The organism is Bathymodiolus japonicus methanotrophic gill symbiont (assembly GCF_019721995.1).
Lineage (GTDB): Bacteria > Pseudomonadota > Gammaproteobacteria > Methylococcales > Methylomonadaceae > Methyloprofundus.
Window position 1 is genome coordinate 43271 of sequence record NZ_BLYC01000010.1, and the last position, 15412, is coordinate 58682.

Consider the following 15412-nt stretch of genomic DNA (forward strand, 5'->3'; position numbering starts at 1 on the left):
GTTTATTTTAGGTGGTTTTGCCATGTTTATCATCAGTGTTCCCCTATCAATTGAGGCCGTGAAACTAACCTCGCCACAAGAGAGCTCATAAAGCACTGTAAAGACATTCCTGTTATTATTGCGTTTTGAACTGCCCGAATGGTATACGAGCTGATACGAGATATTCTTGCCTGGAAAAATAATGGATTCACAAAACGATCTCGTTTTTGAGCCTGTTGCTGCCTTATCTCCAGAGCCTCGCTATATTTTTTATCCGATGGATGAATCAATTCTGGCTGTTGTGTTTTTGAAATCTCTTCAAACACGCGCATTAAATTATAGCTCATTGCAGTCAGGCGCATTTGATTTTCAAGTGAGCGGGTATTGGAAGACCAAGCTTTAGTTTCCTTGAAATTACTTTTAGTGTTATTGAATCGTCCATCGCTTGAAATACAGCATGGCAATGGTTCCAGGGTTAATGGTCATTGGCAAGGTTGTCACAAACCGGTGAAGTTTTCCGGTTTCTGGATCTCGGGGAGTCGCTATTTTTGCGAAAGCTTGTTTTGGGCATCCCAGCCCAAGCAAGCAGCAAAAACTTAACGCGACCACTTATGCCTCCGGCGGCCCCGATTCGTCCTCGTCACCTTGTCCCGACCCAACAAGGGGTCGGAACATAGGCTCCAAATGACTTGACGCGGTGTCGGATGGCCTTTTATTTTGTCTCCACCTTCGCTAACGCTCAGACTCCGACAAAACAACGACCCTACGGCTATCGCGGACTAAAAATCATCACTTCGCTTAGGCTACGTTTCCCTGATTTTCAGCGACGGTAATCCACCACGTTAAATTTGATGCCCTTGTTTTCGTACACACTGTATGCTTCAACCCCTGTATTGATCTCATGGCGGGAGTCAAAAGGGATAGACTCAACGAGAGTCGCAATTGAATTTTCTTTTAGCATTGAAATCATGTAATTAGCATGTCGTTTCTGCCGATCCCACCAGACAAAGTCGGTGACGGCTTTATCGTAGACATAGAGATGTTTCTGAGAGCTGTTATTTCCCTTGTTTTGCTTTTCAATATGATCTCGTAACACAGGTATTTCTTGATGTCTCTGAGTTCCGTTTGTCACCAGACAAAGAAATCTGAGCAACCCACTTCTGAGATTCAACGCGTAAATCCCCCCGGCCGCATAAACTTTCCCCTTGCTGTTTTTTTCAGTATGGCAGGCATGATCAATAAAATGTCCATCCGCTGCTTCTATGGTGTATTCGTCAAGTTCCGGGAATGCTTTAAGATAATCAATGCCTTGCGATAGCAGTGTTTCAGAGTGAAGATGATAGCTCTGCTGTTCAGATGCCTCAAGCATACTTGTTCGTCTATGCGACTTCAGTGATTTAAAATACGTTGAGTGGGGAAGCAGCTGGCCATAAATCTGTTCATTGGTTTGGAGGAAATGGCGACCACTATCGACTACACTGATACAGCGTAATAACCCAAGCCGAATAAAGTCGATATCCTTCAACTCTGGGCATGAACGAGACCACAAAGGATGACGCTCTGCTAACCCATCTTCGTCACTTTCATCTTTCTAAGCCATTGATTCATCGGTTTAAGCGATTTTTTGTCGAAAAATTCTCTTTAAAATCAATGCGGGGAGTCGCTATTTTCAGGCGCGCCATGCTACCTCACGAAATTCCGGGACTCCTGTCGCCGTAATTCGTTCACCTACGCAGCGAATAGGAGATGCTCCAGCCGCCCTGCGTCCGCCACAGACTGAGCACAAAGCAGCTCAGTCATGGCTACCACAAATGGCTCTACGGCTATTCGGGATAAAATTTTAGCCTCCCTCGCGCGCTATCGCGCACTTCGGATTGGCAAATTTCCCTGCGCCTTCTGGAGACTATCAGCCCGTCCGGGGCTGACAGCGTAGGCAATAGCATTTGAAACGAATGAAAAGACTGTTTTTTTCATATAGTTGTAGCATAGTTTCAATTTTACCATAAATAATTATTGGGAAACTTCAGTAGACAAAAAGTTAAGTCCATTATTACCAAAATTCCCGATGACATATTGGGTGATAAAAGAAAAGAATACAAACATAAAAGCAAACAAAATATTGCTGTTGATAGCTCCAGAGGATGTTGCGTTGTATTACTTGCAGGTATGGCAGCACTATTGTTGTCCATCGGGGAGTCGCTATTTTTGCGAAAGCTTGTTTTGGGCATCCCAGCCCAAGCAAGCAGCAAAAACTTAACGCGACCACTTATGCCTCCGGCGGCCCCGATTCGTCCTCGTCACCTTGTCCCGACCCAACAAGGGGTCGGAACATAGGCTCCAAATGACTTGACGCCGTGTCGGATGGCCTTTTATTTTGTCTCCACCTTCGCTAACGCTCAGACTCCGACAAAACAACGGCCCTACGGCTATCGCGGACTAAAAATCTTCACTTCGCTAAAGCTCCATTTCCAGGATTTTCAGCGGGTGAAGTAAACCCACAACAAGCAGACAGGAAAGGATAATTAGAACGGCAAAGGCTAATAATAGGCTTTTACCTGCTGTGCTATCCAGGAAGAAAATAATAACCAACAACCTAAGATACATCATAGCAGTCGCCATGATCAAAGCGGAAGAAACATTGCTGCGATCTTGTTTCATGAGTCGGGCACGGCGACTGATTACAACAGAAACAGCAGTACTTGAGTAAAGCAGGCGCGCCATGCTACCTCACGAAATTCCGGGACTCCTGTCGCCATAATTCTTTCACCTACGCAGCGGATGGGAGATGCCCTGAACGCCCTGCGTCCGCAACGACTACGCACAAAAGCCGCTTCGTCATTACTACCTCACTGGCTGGACGGCTATTCAGAATGCAATTCTTGCTCCTCTCGCGTGCTGCTAGCACACGTCGAATCAGCGAATTGCCCTGTCGCCTATCAGGGACTAAAAATCACCACTTCGCTAAGCTACGTTTCCATGATTTTCAGCGGGCGTACTGGCTGATGCGCTGTATGGTGAAAAGCCTTTATGGACGAAGCCGCTAAAGAATCTGGAGGCTCGCAGGTGATTAGCCAATTATGTAAAAACCAAAATATTGAATATAGAGGTAGAATAAGGTCAGTCGAGAGCTACTTTAATTCGATTAACAAAGGCATTGATCAGATAATACGTGTACGTGGCGGCAAAGAGATTAAAGTGACTGTCAGCAGTGCACGATTAAAAGTGGGATCTCACAGTAAAAAGCGCTTTGTCATTGCCTTAAAATATGACGGTGAAAACGACTATCGCTATTTAGTGGCGACAGACCTGACTTGGCGCACACAAGATATTATTCAAGCCTATACGTTGAGATGGCTGATTGAGGTTTTCTTTGAGGACTGGAAGCTTTAATGAAGGATGGGGGCGTGAGGCCAAACAATTATTGGGGAGTCGCTATTTTTGCGAAAGCTTGTTTTGGGCATCCCAGCCCAAGCAAGCAGCAAAAACTTAACGCGACCACTTATGCCTCCGGCGGCCCCGATTCGTCCTCGTCACCTCGTCCCGACCCAACAAGGGGTCGGAACATAGGCTCCAAATGACTTGACGCCGTGTCGGATGGCCTTTTATTTTGTCTCCACCTTCGCTAACGCTCAGACTCCGACAAAATAACGGCCCTACGGCTATCGCGGACTAAAAATCATCACTTCGCTTAGGCTCCGTTTCCCTGATTTTCAGCGGATGAAGAGGGGTCAAGCCGTGGCCTGATTCTGAGTCTTTTGTTTGACCATTGCCTTCTCCTTCACCCAGAGCAAATAGCCCGCATTGAAAGCAAACTACCTGCGTATACCGTAGGAAGCTTACAGCGCAAGTCTCAAATGGATGTACTGCTTGAGTTCATCACGTCATTGCTAGAGTTTCCAGATCCTGGTGATAAGCTGAAAGAGTTAGGTGAATTAATAAAGGATGTGTTTCAACTGATGCCATCAGGAAAACATATGACTGGCAGAGATTTAGGGCGCTTAGGGCCAACAGCATCATTAAAGTATTGTTCTGCTGGGTGAAGGTAAGAGTTTGATGGCAATGGGATGGAAAAACTTGAACATCGAGTTTCAGGTTTACGTTGCCATTCTATACCGATGGCTTTGTTTTTTTTGTCATCCGCGATAACGTTAATGGTGTAATCTGCAGCAACACGGCTATGTTTTTCACGTAGTCGTCCGATACGTTCCAGTATTTTGTCGTATTTTTTAAGGGTGCCTTTTTTGCTCAGACCTGTGTGCAGTTTTTCCAGGACCTCTTCCAGACGAGCATGGAAGCGATTACGGATACCTTGTTCTTTTTTTGCTTTTTGTTCTGAATGACAATAGAGTCGGGTTTCCCCGGTTTCTTGATCAACTTCACGATAAACAACAACATTGCTGTCCCGGGTATCCCTGACCGCTACCGGAGTTTTCTGATCTCTTGGGTTTTTTACATGTTGTTCTCGACTGACAACGAGATAATGATAATCTTGTTCGATTAACCAGGCAATATTGTCAGCGCTGGCAATGCCGGCATCCATGATAACCACCGGCTTTATTTGATGAAAGGGATCCTTGTCTCGCAGTTCGTCAAGCATCAGTTTCAAGGTCGCGGGCTCACTGGCGTTGCCGGGAAAAACCTGACTACTCAATGGAAAGCCGTCACCATCCAGAACCAGCCCCAGAGTAACCAACGGGCAATCAGTGCGTTTCTCTTTAGAGCGACCGAATTTCGCTTTCGGGTTTCGGGCGCACTGGCCTTCAAAATAAGTATTGGTCAGATCGTACAATACAATCTTGCGGTTTAAATTGAACAACGTCTGCTCTCGGTCAGCCAGAAAATATTCAAGAGTTGCCTGATGTTTGAGTAGCTTGTCACTGACTGTATATAATCGCGTCAGGCTGGTGTTACCGTAGTCATGACCCAGTAATTCGCCCAGGCCTGTTCGATTTTGCAACCAGTCATGTGTTTGCAGTTCACTGCCGGGTGAAACCATACGTCCTATGATAGTGCCCAGGGCCGTCGCCGTATCTACTTTATTAAAGCCCAGCGCCATGAGTTTTTCGTCTAGCTGTAACTGCTGTGCGGCATGCAGTGCCAGGGTTTCAACACCAATACTACGGGCATTAATGGCTTCGACATGATTAATATCGACATGATGAAAATCTCGCGTTGTTGTTTTTGAATCTAGCGGTTGTGACAGTTTTGCAGTCATCAGTGAGCTATAGCGCTGGGCTGTTGCTTCCAGAAGTTGATTTAAATCATCGGCTAAATTGAATAGCTCTTCCTGATGTGGTTCCAAACCTTGCTGTAATTGTTCGATTCTGGCCGTCAGCAAGGGCCAGTACTTTTCATCAATCGTAAAGTCCGCACCTATATTGAGCAATGTACGTTGCTTGACTTGTTTTCCTATACGCACCATCAGTGTTCCCATTGAAAGAAGAAGTGCCTAAACAAAGCAGCCTATAACCTACCTGAAGGTAGCACCACTCGAATATTTCCATCTTCTTGATTTTAATCACTTATAACAGCAAATAGACACTCTGTAGGCACCGTAAAAAAACAACAAATAATTTCAAATAAAGCTTGCATTTGCCGAAAAGATTCTTCTAAAAATTTCCGTTTTAATCACCTCATAAACGGATATCACCCATGCTTAAAGACCTACCACTCTCTGAACATATTCACCAACACTGCAATGAAAGTATGGAACGTGCCCTGTTAGCAGAGCGTCATCCTTTGTGGGCTCGTTCATGCACAGAGTTGAAGGATATATCGACTTTATTCGCCTTGGGTTATTACGCTGTATCAGTGTAGTCGATAGTGGTCGCCATTTCCTCCAAACCAATGAACAGATTCATGGCCAGCTGCTTCCCCACTCAACGTATTTTAAATCACTGAAGTCGCATAGACGAACAAGTATGCTTGAGGCATTTGAACAGCAGAGCTATCATCTTCACGCTGAAACACTGCTATCGCAAGGCATTGATTATCTTAAAGCATTCCCAGAACTTGACGAATACACCATAGAAGCAGCGGATGGACATTTTATTGATCATGCCTGCCATACTGAAAAAAACAGCAAGGGGAAAGTTTATGCGGCCGGGGGGATTTACGCGTTGAATCTCAGAAGTGGGTTGCTCAGATTTCTTTGTCTGGTGACAAACGGAACTCAGAGACATCAAGAAATACCTGTGTTACGAGATCATATTGAAAAGCAAAACAAGGGAAATAACAGCTCTCAGAAACATCTCTATGTCTACGATAAAGCCGTCACCGACTTTGTCTGGTGGGATCGGCAGAAACGACATGCTAATTACATGATTTCAATGCTAAAAGAAAATTCAATTGCGACTCTCGTTGAGTCTATCCCTTTTGACTCCCGCCATGAGATCAATACAGGGGTTGAAGCATACAGTGTGTACGAAAACAAGGGCATCAAATTTAACGTGGTGGATTACCGTGATCCAGAAACCGGAAAACTTCACCGGTTTGTGACAACCTTGCCAATGACTATTAACCCTGGAACCATTGCCATGCTGTATTTCAAGCGATGGACGATTGAAAAGACATTCAATAACACTAAAACTCGATGTTCAAGTTTTCAGCTATAACTGGGCTAAGAAAAGTAAATTTTTCCGGCTTTGTTTTATAAGTGATTGATTTACAATGATGTTGATGCTTTCTTTGTCAGTAAAATTATCAATAAAATCAATCAGTTAAAAAACTTGAACATCGAGTAAAAGTAATTTCAAGGAAACTAAAGCTTGGTCTTCCAATACCCGCTCACTTGAAAATCAAATGCGCCTGACTGCAATGAGCTATAATTTAATGCGCGTGTTTGAAGAGATTTCAAAAACACAACAGCCAGAATTGATTCATCCATCGGATAAAAAATATAGCGAGGCTCTGGAGATAAGGCAGCAACAGGCTCAAAAACGAGATCGTTTTGTGAATCCATTATTTTTCCAGGCAAGAATATCTCGTATCAGCTCGTATACCATTCGGGCAGTTCAAAACGCAATAATAACAGGAATGTCTTTACAGTGCTTTATGAGCTCTCTTGTGGCGAGGTTAGTTTCACGGCCTCAATTGATAGGGAAACACTGATGATGTTTATAGCAAACCCCTACTTAATTCCCCTTAGGCAATAGCATTTGAAACGAATGAAAAGACTATTTTTTTCATATAGTTGTAGCATAGTTTCAATTTTACCATAAATAATTATTGGGAAACTTCAGATAATAAGCAATATAAAGAATTTTCCGCAAGCCTGGACTGCTGAGGGATGTGCTATGTATTACATAAAAAACCTCAGGGTATAAATCTTTGATTTATACCCTGAAGCTGCTAGCTAACGCTGAAAATCAGGGAAACGGAGCCTAAGCGAAGTGATGATTTTTAGTCCGCGATAGCCGTAGGGCCGTTATTTTGTCGGAGTCTGAGCGTTAGCGAAGGTGGAGACAAAATAAAAGGCCATCCGACACGGCGTCAAGTCATTTGGAGCCTATGTTCCGACCCCTTGTTGGGTCGGGACGAGGTGACGAGGACGAATCGGGGCCGCCGGAGGCATAAGTGGTCGCGTTAAGTTTTTGCTGCTTGCTTGGGCTGGGATGCCCAAAACAAGCTTTCGCAAAAATAGCGACTCCCCAAAGCTACTCTGCTACTTGCTGATAGGCTGAATTGAAATAAAGTAAAGGACCACCAGTATTGCACTGATTATGTTGAATCTCTCCCACAACCACCCAATGCGTACCAGCTTTGAACTGATGCACAACGGTACATTCCATAATGGCGAGAGATTCATCTAAAACTGGCACGCCTAATTCACCCTTATGCCAGACGACATTTTTAAAGCGCTCATCCATACTTGAGCCACCCGCAAATTGGTTTGATACCTGTTGCTGCTCGCTGGTTAAGATATTTACTGCAAACTTTTTATTTTGCAGAATCGCAGCACCGGTTTCTGTTGTTTCATTAAGGCACACTAGAATTTGTGGCGGATCCATAGAAACACTGGCAAATGACGTTGCAGTCATGCCTAATTTCTCATCTTCTGATTGTGCGGTAACAACCGATACACCACTCGCCCAAAGCTTAAGTGTGTCTTTAAATTCCTGATTTCCAATAGCCATTTATTACCTCAATTTTACTGCCCTAATTCAAAAGTCACTCGCTGATTTAATCTTAAAAGTGAATATGCAAGCTTAATTTAATCACAAGACAGACTTAAGGTATAATATTTTTCTATTACACGCTAAATTTACCCGTTTGATATACCTAGCGCACTCTTTAAATTCACACTCAATTATCGGAGATAGCAATGCCAGTAACAAAAATGGCTGATTTAGATTTAAATGGAAAACGAATTTTAATTCGCCAGGACCTTAATGTACCGGTTCAAGATGGCAAAATTACAAGTGATATCCGTATCCGTGCCAGTTTACCTGCTATCAAGCTTGGCCTGGATGCCGGCGCCGCCGTCATGCTAATGTCGCATTTAGGTCGCCCTACTGAAGGGGAGTTTGATCAAGCGGCTTCTTTGCAGCCAGTTGCGCAACGTTTATCAGAGTTGCTTGGCACGCCGGTTCGCCTAGAAAAAAACTGGATTGATGGTATCGATATCAAGCCTGGTGAAGTCGTATTATGCGAAAACGTACGCTTTAATATTGGCGAAAAAGAGAACAGTCCTGAACTGGGCAAAAAAATGGCCGCTTTATGCGATATTTTTGTGATGGATGCTTTTGGTACTGCACATAGAGCACAGGCGTCAACGCATAGTGTAATCGAACATGCCAGGATTGCTTGCGCTGGGCCATTGTTATCAGCTGAACTAGAAGCTCTGGGCAAATCTCTGAATAACCCTGAACGCCCGGTGGTTGCCATAGTTGGCGGCTCTAAGGTTTCAACTAAATTGACTGTTCTCAAAACCCTGGCAGATAAAGTTGATCAACTCATAGTCGGCGGTGGAATTGCCAATACGTTTATTGCCGCAGCCGGTTATTCAGTGGGCAAATCGCTTTATGAAGCTGATTTAATTGACGATGCTAAGGCATTAATTGCAGCGGCTAAAGCCAATAATTCAGATATTCCTGTACCTGTTGATGTGGTGTGTGCAAAAGAATTTTCGGAGTCTGCTGTAGCGACGATCAAAAATGTGAGCGATATAGACGAAGATGATATGGTGCTGGATATCGGCCCAGAAACTGCCAAACAATATGCAGAGATTCTAAAGTCAGCTAAAACTATCGTCTGGAATGGGCCGGTCGGTGTTTTTGAAATTAACCAATTTGCCGAAGGTACAAAAACATTAGCTCTGGCTATCGCTGATAGTGATGCGTTCTCTATTGCCGGTGGTGGCGATACTCTGGCAGCTATTGATAAATATGAAATTAAAGACAGAGTGTCCTATACCTCTACCGGAGGTGGCGCATTCCTGGAATTTTTAGAAGGCAAGGAACTGCCAGCTATTACTGCACTTGAAGCCAAGAATAGCTAGCTTAATTAAAGCAAAGATGGTTTGCGTGTCGTTTTTATTGCACGCAAACCATCACTAATGCTGACTTTTTATCAAGGAAAGTTTTATAAGAACTTAAAACTCCAATATAATAGTCAATTATTTTTTAATATCCACCCTGAAGGTTTAATAATGGCACGAGTTACTGTCGAAGATTGTCTAGATAATGTTGAAAATCGCTTTGAGCTAGTCTTACTGGCGGCACAAAGAGCTCGGCAACTAGAAAAAGGCGCTGATGAATTTGTTACACGTGGAAAAGATAAATGCACCGTTGTTGCCTTACGCGAAATAGCGGAAGGTCATGTGACCAAAGAAAACATAGATGCACTACACCAAGTAGCTGAGCCTCTTGATGCCTTCCAGACTACATTAAATTGAATGTATGAGCGCTCAGGTCTCCACAGCAATCTCCGAGCAACCTGAGCAGCTCCTGTTCGAAAAACTAAATACCTTACTAAGTAAATATTTAAATTCAGCCCACATTGATCAGGTTTACCAAGCTTATCGATACGGTGCCAAACACCATCAGGGGCAGTTTCGTAAAACCGGCGAGGCTTATATTTGCCACCCACTTGCTGTTGCAATTTCTCTCGCTAAAATGCGCATGGATGTGCATGGCATTATGGCTGCTATTCTGCATGACCTTATTGAAGACACCGATGTTAGCAAACAGGAGATCCTTGAATTATTTGGCGAGGATGTCGCTGAATTAGTCGATGGTGTTACCAAGCTAACCCAGTTAAATTGCAAGACTCAAGCTGAGGCACAAGCAGAAAATGTGCGTAAAATGTGTCTGGCAATGGCTAAAGACATGCGTGTGATTATGGTCAAGCTGGGCGATCGTTTGCATAATATGCAGACACTCGGTGTTATGCGCCCGGATAAAAAGCGCCGCATAGCCAAAGAAACCCTGGATATATACACGCCTATTGCTAATCGCCTGGGCATGAATAATATCCGCCATCAGCTGGAATCATTATGCTTTGAAGCAATGCACCCCATGCGCTACCGGATTTTAAAAAATGCGGTAAAAAAAGCGCGAGGCAATCGCAATGAAATTGTTGCAACCATTACAAATTCCTTAAAAACTCGCCTGCATCAGGAACATGTGAGCTGTGATGTACAAGGCCGTGAAAAGTACCTGTACAGTATCTACAAGAAAATGCTGGCAAAAAAACTGTCTTTCTCGGATATTTTTGATGTCTACGCTTTTCGCATTCATTGCGATAATGTCGATACCTGCTATCGGGTTTTAGGCATAGTACATAATCTCTTCAAGCCTATTCCCGGGAAATTTAAAGACTATATCGCCTTACCCAAGGCAAATGGCTATCAGTCTTTGCATACTATTGTAATCGGACCTTACGGTGTGCCTCTGGAAATCCAGATTCGTACACATCAAATGCATCGCATGTCTGAATCAGGCATTGCTGCTCACTGGCTTTATAAGTCTGATGACGAAGAGCACTTCAATTCTAAATATCGTGCTAATGAATGGGTACGTGACTTACTGGAAATTCAGAAAACAGCGGGTAATTCACTGGAATTTATTGATAATTTAAAGATTGATTTATTCCCCCAGGAAATTTTTGTTTTTACGCCGCAAGGTAATATTGTAAAACTGCCACGAAATTCCAGTGTGGTCGATTTTGCCTATGCAGTGCACACAGACATAGGCAATTCCTGTGTCTCAGCGCGTATCGATAAACGCCTGGCACCTTTACAGGCGAAACTGGGAAACGGTGTAACTGTTGAAGTTATTAGGGCTACCTGGGCAAGACCTAATCCACTCTGGTTAAATTATGTAGTCACTACTAAGGCGCGCGCAGGTATACGCTCCTATCTGAAACATTTTAAGCAGCAGGAAGCTATTAGTCTGGGACGGCGCCTGCTGGAAAAAGAGCTGCAAGATATAGGAAAATCTCTTGAAGATATTTCGGAGTCCATGCAAAATCAGCTATTAATAGCGATTAACCTTGCCAGCACGGATGAGCTATATGAAGAAATTGGTCTGGGCAATAAAATGCCCTTTTTAATTGCCAAGCAGCTCAATCAAGCTGATGTCAGTGCCTCTTTAAAACTGGAGGACACCGAAATACGTAAAGAAACTCCGCTGGCTATAAAGGGCTCTGAAGGCATGGTGGTCACTATCGCAAAATGCTGTCGTCCTATTCCGGGCGATCCTATAGTCGGCTATTTCAATCCAGGCAAAGGGATCGTAGTGCATCATCATGAATGCCGGAATAGTACTAATGAACGCAAAAAAACCACCGACTGGCTAGAAGTTGAGTGGAGCAATGATACAACTGGCGAATATCCAACTGAAATACGCCTGGAATTATTGAATCAGCCGGGGACTTTAGCTACCATTGTATCAACAATTTCAAAGTTAGAATCCAATATAGAAAATATCAACATTGCCGAGCAGGATGGACGCGTTTCTGTTGATTACATTACCCTGACAGTTAAAGATAGATTACATCTGGCAAATATCATGCGCCAGCTTAAAAAGTTATTTATTGTTCTAAAAATTACCCGCACAAGAGGCTAGAAATATTTATGCAAAAAGAGAGTATCCACACTGAATCTGCACCCCAGGCAATTGGCACTTATTCTCAGGCAGTTAAAGTAGGGACAACGATCTACCTGTCAGGACAAATCCCACTGGATCCCGTCTCAATGGAAGTCGTAACAGGTGATATCAGCGCACATATCAAACAGGTGTTTGATAATTTAACGGCTGTCGCACAGGCGGCTGGTGGTGAATTGCAGGATGTTGTTAAATTGAATGTTTTCCTCACCGACTTGTCTTATTTTCCTATCGTGAATGAAATAATGGGGCAGTATTTTAACCAGCCCTACCCTGCCCGTGCAGTCATCGGTGTTGCTGCATTACCTAAAGGTGTTAGCGTAGAAATGGATGCGGTGATGGAATTAAAGTCGCCTGAGTATAATTACTGAAGTTTCCCAATTATTGAGTAGCTGAAATACACAATGCTGGTGTATCGAGGTTTATTTTAGGTGGTTTTGCCATGTTTATAGCAAACCCCTACTTAATTCCCCTTAGGCAATAGCATTTGAAACGAATGAAAAGACTGTTTTTTTCATATAGTTGTAGCATAGTTTCAATTTTACCATAAATAATTATTGGGAAACTTCAGTATAATTATTAACCCCCCTTTTTTAACATTTTAAAACATTAGCGGCCTAATTCCGAGCCACTCCTACTGCTAAAGTTAATGACTTACCATGGATTCACAGGGCATTCTAAACCAATCTGTCGCATCACTCAAAGGTATCGGTGGGCAAACAGTAGGCCGCCTGGAAAAATTAGCTATTCGCCAGATTCGTGATCTAATCTTTCACCTGCCCTTGCGTTATGAAGATCGCACCCGTGTTCAGGCAATAAATGAGCTCACCCCGGGTAGTGTCGCCTTAATCTGCGCGAAAGTCGTTTCCAGCAGCATTCTAAATCGGGGCCGGCGCACATTAGTCTGTCAGATCAGCGATGAAACCGGCTATCTAGGGCTGCGCTTTTTTCATTTTACAGCCAAGCAATACAATAGCCTTAGTTCGGGAACATTAATCAGCTGCTTTGGGGAAATTAAAGATGGCTACTCGGGCCATGAAATGATCCACCCTGAATATAAAGTCATCCAGCAAATTGATGACTGCATCACCAAAGATACCCTGAGCGCAATCTACCCACTTACTGAAGGGCTACGCCAGAGCAGTATTAGAAAAGCGGTAGAGCAGGCGTTAACTTTGTACAACAATGCCCCCGACTCACTTCCCGATTTATTACCTGCGGCGGTATTACGCAAATTTCAATATCCCACTTTAATTGATGCATTAAATACCCTGCATACGCCAGCCCCAGGCATATCGCTTGATACCTTAGTCAACTACCCTAACCCGGCATTAAAACGTCTGGCTTTTGAAGAATTCGTTGCCCATCAGTTAAGTCAGCTGCAACGAAAATCGGCAGATAAGCACTGGCAGGCTCCCGTCTTAGAATGTAGCAAACAGCAAGCCAGACAGTTTCTAGCTAGCCTCAGTTTTAAGCTAACTAATGCCCAACAGCGGGTTATTGCTGAAATCACAACTGATTGTGCCAGCAACTCTCCGATGTTACGCTTAATACAAGGCGATGTAGGCTCAGGAAAAACCGTAGTCTCTGCATACGCTGCCTTGCTTGCCTTAAGTAGTCAATATCAAGTAGCTATTATGGCACCTACCGAATTGCTGGCTGAACAGCATCTACGCAATTTTAGTGTTTGGTTTAAGTGCTTTGATACTCATATTATCTTTCTAACCGGACAGCTAAAAGGCAAAAAACGCCAGCAAGCACTGGAAGCAATAGCAGATGGCAGTGCCGGTATTATTATCGGCACCCATGCCTTATTTCAGGATGCAGTTGTATTTGCCCGCTTGGGGCTGATCATTATTGATGAGCAACACCGCTTCGGTGTTAATCAGCGCATGGCATTGCGAGATAAAGGCCAGCATAAAAACAACAAGCCGCATCAGTTAATTATGACTGCAACGCCTATCCCTCGAACCCTCGCAATGCTTAATTATGCAGACTTGGATATTTCCATTATTGATGAACTGCCTCCTGGCAGAATTCCGGTTGTTACCCGCGCTATTTCTGCACAGCGGCGTAGCGAGGTCATTGCCAAAATCAACAACTGGATACAGCAAGGCAGACAAAGCTACTGGGTATGTACCTTAATCGAAGAATCCGAAGCATTACAGTGTGAAGCGGCAGAGAAAACGGCTGCACATTTAGTCGAAATACTGCCAGAGGTACGTATAGGCCTGGTGCATGGACGCATGAAAGCAGCGGATAAAGACCAGGTGATGCAAGCGTTTAAAAAGCATCAACTGGATCTACTGGTTGCAACCACAGTGATCGAAGTCGGCGTTGATGTGCCTAATGCCGGACTGATGATTATCGAAAACCCTGAGCGACTGGGCCTCTCTCAGCTACACCAGTTACGCGGGCGTGTTGGCCGTGGTAGTGATGATAGTTTCTGCCTGTTAATGTATCAATCGCCCTTATCAAAAACAGCTGGCGAGCGACTTAATATTTTGCGCGAAACCAGTGATGGTTTTATTATTGCCGAAAAAGACTTAGAATTACGCGGCCCGGGTGAGATGATGGGCACCAGGCAAACCGGGCAAATGCAATTTAAAATTGCCAGCCTGGAGAACGATATTGATTTACTGGATCAGGTCGACATAGCAGTCAATCTTATCCAGCAAAACTATCCCGAAAATATTCAGCCGCTGGTTGAGCGCTGGTTAGGATCGACAACGAAATATGCAGAGGTTTGATAATATTGAACAATAAAAGCAGCTTATATCCAAAAGAGCCAACCTGGTTCTGTAATCGCTTAAAAAGTCGTTTAAACATCCCTGATAATGCTGCTTCGTGGATTTACGAGCCCGGCTCTATTACCCAAAGACTTCGAGACTACTATGGCTCGCGCGTGCGTGTGCAGGTGCTTAAAAACCAATGGCAAAGAGCATTTATATCCGAAAGCAAGCTACTAAAAACGTCACCCATAAAATATACTCTGACCCGAGAAGTACTGCTGTATGCTGATGATATTCCTCTGGTACTCGCACGAACTATCCTGCCTAAACAGACTATCAGTAGCGCACATCGAAACCTGTCGCACCTGGGTAATCGTCCTCTGGGCGAAGTGATTTTTTCATACCCCAGATTAGAACGCCTGGCACTGGAAATTACACAGGTCCCCGTGCATAGCTGGCGGTCATCTATACAACAGATGATGCTGGTTACACAACCCCTATGGGGACGTAGAACCATTTATGCCATTCATCATCACCCGCTATTGGTTAGTGAGTTTTTTTTACCGGCAATTTTGAATCATTAGAACCCACATT

General features: G+C 43.9%; 25 protein-coding genes and 1 pseudogene. 18 read left to right on the forward strand and 8 right to left on the reverse strand.

What is annotated here, in order from left to right:
* Positions 1–32: 32 nt before the first annotated feature.
* On the reverse strand, positions 33–443 hold the full coding sequence (locus K6984_RS14575; protein ID WP_221896191.1) for a hypothetical protein: 411 nt from the start codon (positions 441–443) through the stop codon (positions 33–35).
* Positions 406–564, reverse strand: a complete 159-nt coding sequence (locus tag K6984_RS14580; protein WP_221896192.1) for a hypothetical protein — start codon at positions 562–564, stop codon at positions 406–408. Before K6984_RS14580 ends, K6984_RS14575 begins: the two co-directional genes overlap by 38 nt.
* Here K6984_RS14580 and K6984_RS33640 point away from each other — a divergent pair.
* Together K6984_RS33640 and K6984_RS33645 are read left to right on the forward strand one after the other, a co-directional pair.
* Complete coding sequence (locus tag K6984_RS33640) at positions 528–656, forward strand: hypothetical protein (protein ID WP_263458596.1); 129 nt, start codon at positions 528–530, stop codon at positions 654–656. The genes K6984_RS14580 and K6984_RS33640 overlap by 37 nt on opposite strands.
* Positions 657–683: 27 nt before the next feature.
* Positions 684–812 carry a hypothetical protein gene (locus K6984_RS33645; RefSeq protein ID WP_263458732.1) on the forward strand — a complete coding sequence of 43 codons (129 nt, stop codon included), beginning with the start codon at positions 684–686 and terminating at the stop codon, positions 810–812.
* Here K6984_RS33645 and K6984_RS14585 read toward each other — a convergent pair.
* On the reverse strand, positions 800–1528 hold the full coding sequence (locus K6984_RS14585; RefSeq protein ID WP_221896193.1) for a hypothetical protein: 729 nt from the start codon (positions 1526–1528) through the stop codon (positions 800–802). The two genes, K6984_RS33645 and K6984_RS14585, sit on opposite strands and share 13 nt — an antisense overlap.
* A 249-nt stretch (positions 1529–1777) precedes the next feature.
* On the opposite strand from K6984_RS14585, the gene K6984_RS33650 reads away from it, so the two are divergent.
* From K6984_RS33650 to K6984_RS33660, 3 genes are all read left to right on the forward strand, one after another.
* A complete protein-coding gene (locus K6984_RS33650) occupies positions 1778–1912 on the forward strand; it encodes a hypothetical protein (RefSeq protein WP_263458593.1) in 135 nt (44 codons plus the stop codon).
* A gap of 272 nt (positions 1913–2184) precedes the next feature.
* Positions 2185–2313, forward strand: a complete 129-nt coding sequence (locus tag K6984_RS33655) for a hypothetical protein (RefSeq protein WP_263458596.1) — start codon at positions 2185–2187, stop codon at positions 2311–2313.
* 27 nt (positions 2314–2340) lie between these two features.
* Positions 2341–2472 carry a hypothetical protein gene (locus K6984_RS33660; protein ID WP_263458762.1) on the forward strand — a complete coding sequence of 44 codons (132 nt, stop codon included), beginning with the start codon at positions 2341–2343 and terminating at the stop codon, positions 2470–2472.
* Here the strand turns inward: K6984_RS33660 and K6984_RS36265 are convergent.
* Both K6984_RS36265 and K6984_RS14595 read right to left on the reverse strand, forming a co-directional pair.
* Positions 2434–2700: a DUF4010 domain-containing protein gene (locus K6984_RS36265; protein WP_221896194.1), complete on the reverse strand. Its 267-nt coding sequence runs from the start codon at positions 2698–2700 to the stop codon at positions 2434–2436. The two genes, K6984_RS33660 and K6984_RS36265, sit on opposite strands and share 39 nt — an antisense overlap.
* A complete protein-coding gene (locus tag K6984_RS14595; protein ID WP_221896195.1) occupies positions 2658–2801 on the reverse strand; it encodes a hypothetical protein in 144 nt (47 codons plus the stop codon). Before K6984_RS14595 ends, K6984_RS36265 begins: the two co-directional genes overlap by 43 nt.
* Here K6984_RS14595 and K6984_RS14600 point away from each other — a divergent pair.
* From K6984_RS14600 to K6984_RS14610, 4 genes are all read left to right on the forward strand, one after another.
* Positions 2758–2982 (forward strand): hypothetical protein, encoded by a 225-nt coding sequence (locus K6984_RS14600; RefSeq protein WP_221896196.1) that lies wholly within the window; start codon positions 2758–2760, stop codon positions 2980–2982. The two genes, K6984_RS14595 and K6984_RS14600, sit on opposite strands and share 44 nt — an antisense overlap.
* A gap of 24 nt (positions 2983–3006) precedes the next feature.
* Positions 3007–3369 carry a hypothetical protein gene (locus K6984_RS14605; protein WP_221896197.1) on the forward strand — a complete coding sequence of 121 codons (363 nt, stop codon included), beginning with the start codon at positions 3007–3009 and terminating at the stop codon, positions 3367–3369.
* 48 nt (positions 3370–3417) lie between these two features.
* Positions 3418–3546: a hypothetical protein gene (locus K6984_RS33665; protein WP_263458596.1), complete on the forward strand. Its 129-nt coding sequence runs from the start codon at positions 3418–3420 to the stop codon at positions 3544–3546.
* A 188-nt stretch (positions 3547–3734) separates the two neighbouring features.
* Positions 3735–4019, forward strand: a complete 285-nt coding sequence (locus K6984_RS14610; protein WP_221896198.1) for a hypothetical protein — start codon at positions 3735–3737, stop codon at positions 4017–4019.
* 44 nt (positions 4020–4063) lie between these two features.
* On the opposite strand, the pseudogene K6984_RS14615 reads toward K6984_RS14610, so the two are convergent.
* Positions 4064–5398: pseudogene (locus K6984_RS14615) on the reverse strand (IS1634 family transposase); the annotation flags it as partial.
* 233 nt (positions 5399–5631) lie between these two features.
* On the opposite strand from K6984_RS14615, the gene K6984_RS14620 reads away from it, so the two are divergent.
* The 3 genes from K6984_RS14620 (at position 5632) to K6984_RS14630 (ending at position 7089) form a co-directional block, all read left to right on the forward strand.
* A complete protein-coding gene (locus K6984_RS14620) occupies positions 5632–5796 on the forward strand; it encodes a hypothetical protein (protein WP_221894275.1) in 165 nt (54 codons plus the stop codon).
* Positions 5733–6593: a transposase gene (locus tag K6984_RS14625; protein ID WP_221896200.1), complete on the forward strand. Its 861-nt coding sequence runs from the start codon at positions 5733–5735 to the stop codon at positions 6591–6593. The genes K6984_RS14620 and K6984_RS14625 overlap by 64 nt, the downstream gene beginning before the upstream one ends.
* 187 nt (positions 6594–6780) lie before the next feature.
* Positions 6781–7089 carry a hypothetical protein gene (locus tag K6984_RS14630; protein WP_221896201.1) on the forward strand — a complete coding sequence of 103 codons (309 nt, stop codon included), beginning with the start codon at positions 6781–6783 and terminating at the stop codon, positions 7087–7089.
* A 397-nt stretch (positions 7090–7486) separates the two neighbouring features.
* Here K6984_RS14630 and K6984_RS33670 read toward each other — a convergent pair whose 3' ends face one another.
* Together K6984_RS33670 and K6984_RS14635 are read right to left on the reverse strand one after the other, a co-directional pair.
* Positions 7487–7615 (reverse strand): hypothetical protein, encoded by a 129-nt coding sequence (locus tag K6984_RS33670; RefSeq protein WP_263458596.1) that lies wholly within the window; start codon positions 7613–7615, stop codon positions 7487–7489.
* A gap of 19 nt (positions 7616–7634) precedes the next feature.
* Positions 7635–8114, reverse strand: a complete 480-nt coding sequence (locus K6984_RS14635; protein ID WP_221896202.1) for a flavin reductase family protein — start codon at positions 8112–8114, stop codon at positions 7635–7637.
* Positions 8115–8302: 188 nt separating this feature from the next.
* On the opposite strand from K6984_RS14635, the gene K6984_RS14640 reads away from it, so the two are divergent.
* From K6984_RS14640 to K6984_RS14665, 6 genes are all read left to right on the forward strand, one after another.
* The gene (locus K6984_RS14640; RefSeq protein ID WP_221896203.1) at positions 8303–9478 is read left to right on the forward strand and encodes a phosphoglycerate kinase; all 1176 of its coding nucleotides are present in this window, start codon (positions 8303–8305) and stop codon (positions 9476–9478) included.
* A gap of 150 nt (positions 9479–9628) precedes the next feature.
* Entirely contained in the window at positions 9629–9874 is a 246-nt protein-coding gene (gene rpoZ / locus K6984_RS14645) for a DNA-directed RNA polymerase subunit omega (RefSeq protein ID WP_221896265.1), read from the forward strand.
* A 4-nt stretch (positions 9875–9878) separates the two neighbouring features.
* Positions 9879–12047 (forward strand): RelA/SpoT family protein, encoded by a 2169-nt coding sequence (locus K6984_RS14650; RefSeq protein ID WP_221896204.1) that lies wholly within the window; start codon positions 9879–9881, stop codon positions 12045–12047.
* Between the two features lie 8 nt (positions 12048–12055).
* Positions 12056–12457, forward strand: a complete 402-nt coding sequence (locus K6984_RS14655) for a RidA family protein (RefSeq protein ID WP_221896205.1) — start codon at positions 12056–12058, stop codon at positions 12455–12457.
* Between the two features lie 288 nt (positions 12458–12745).
* Positions 12746–14836, forward strand: coding sequence for an ATP-dependent DNA helicase RecG (gene recG, locus K6984_RS14660; protein WP_221896206.1), 2091 nt, complete (start codon positions 12746–12748; stop codon positions 14834–14836).
* Between the two features lie 5 nt (positions 14837–14841).
* On the forward strand, positions 14842–15402 hold the full coding sequence (locus K6984_RS14665; protein WP_221896207.1) for a chorismate--pyruvate lyase family protein: 561 nt from the start codon (positions 14842–14844) through the stop codon (positions 15400–15402).
* The last annotated feature ends 10 nt before the right edge of the window (positions 15403–15412 follow it).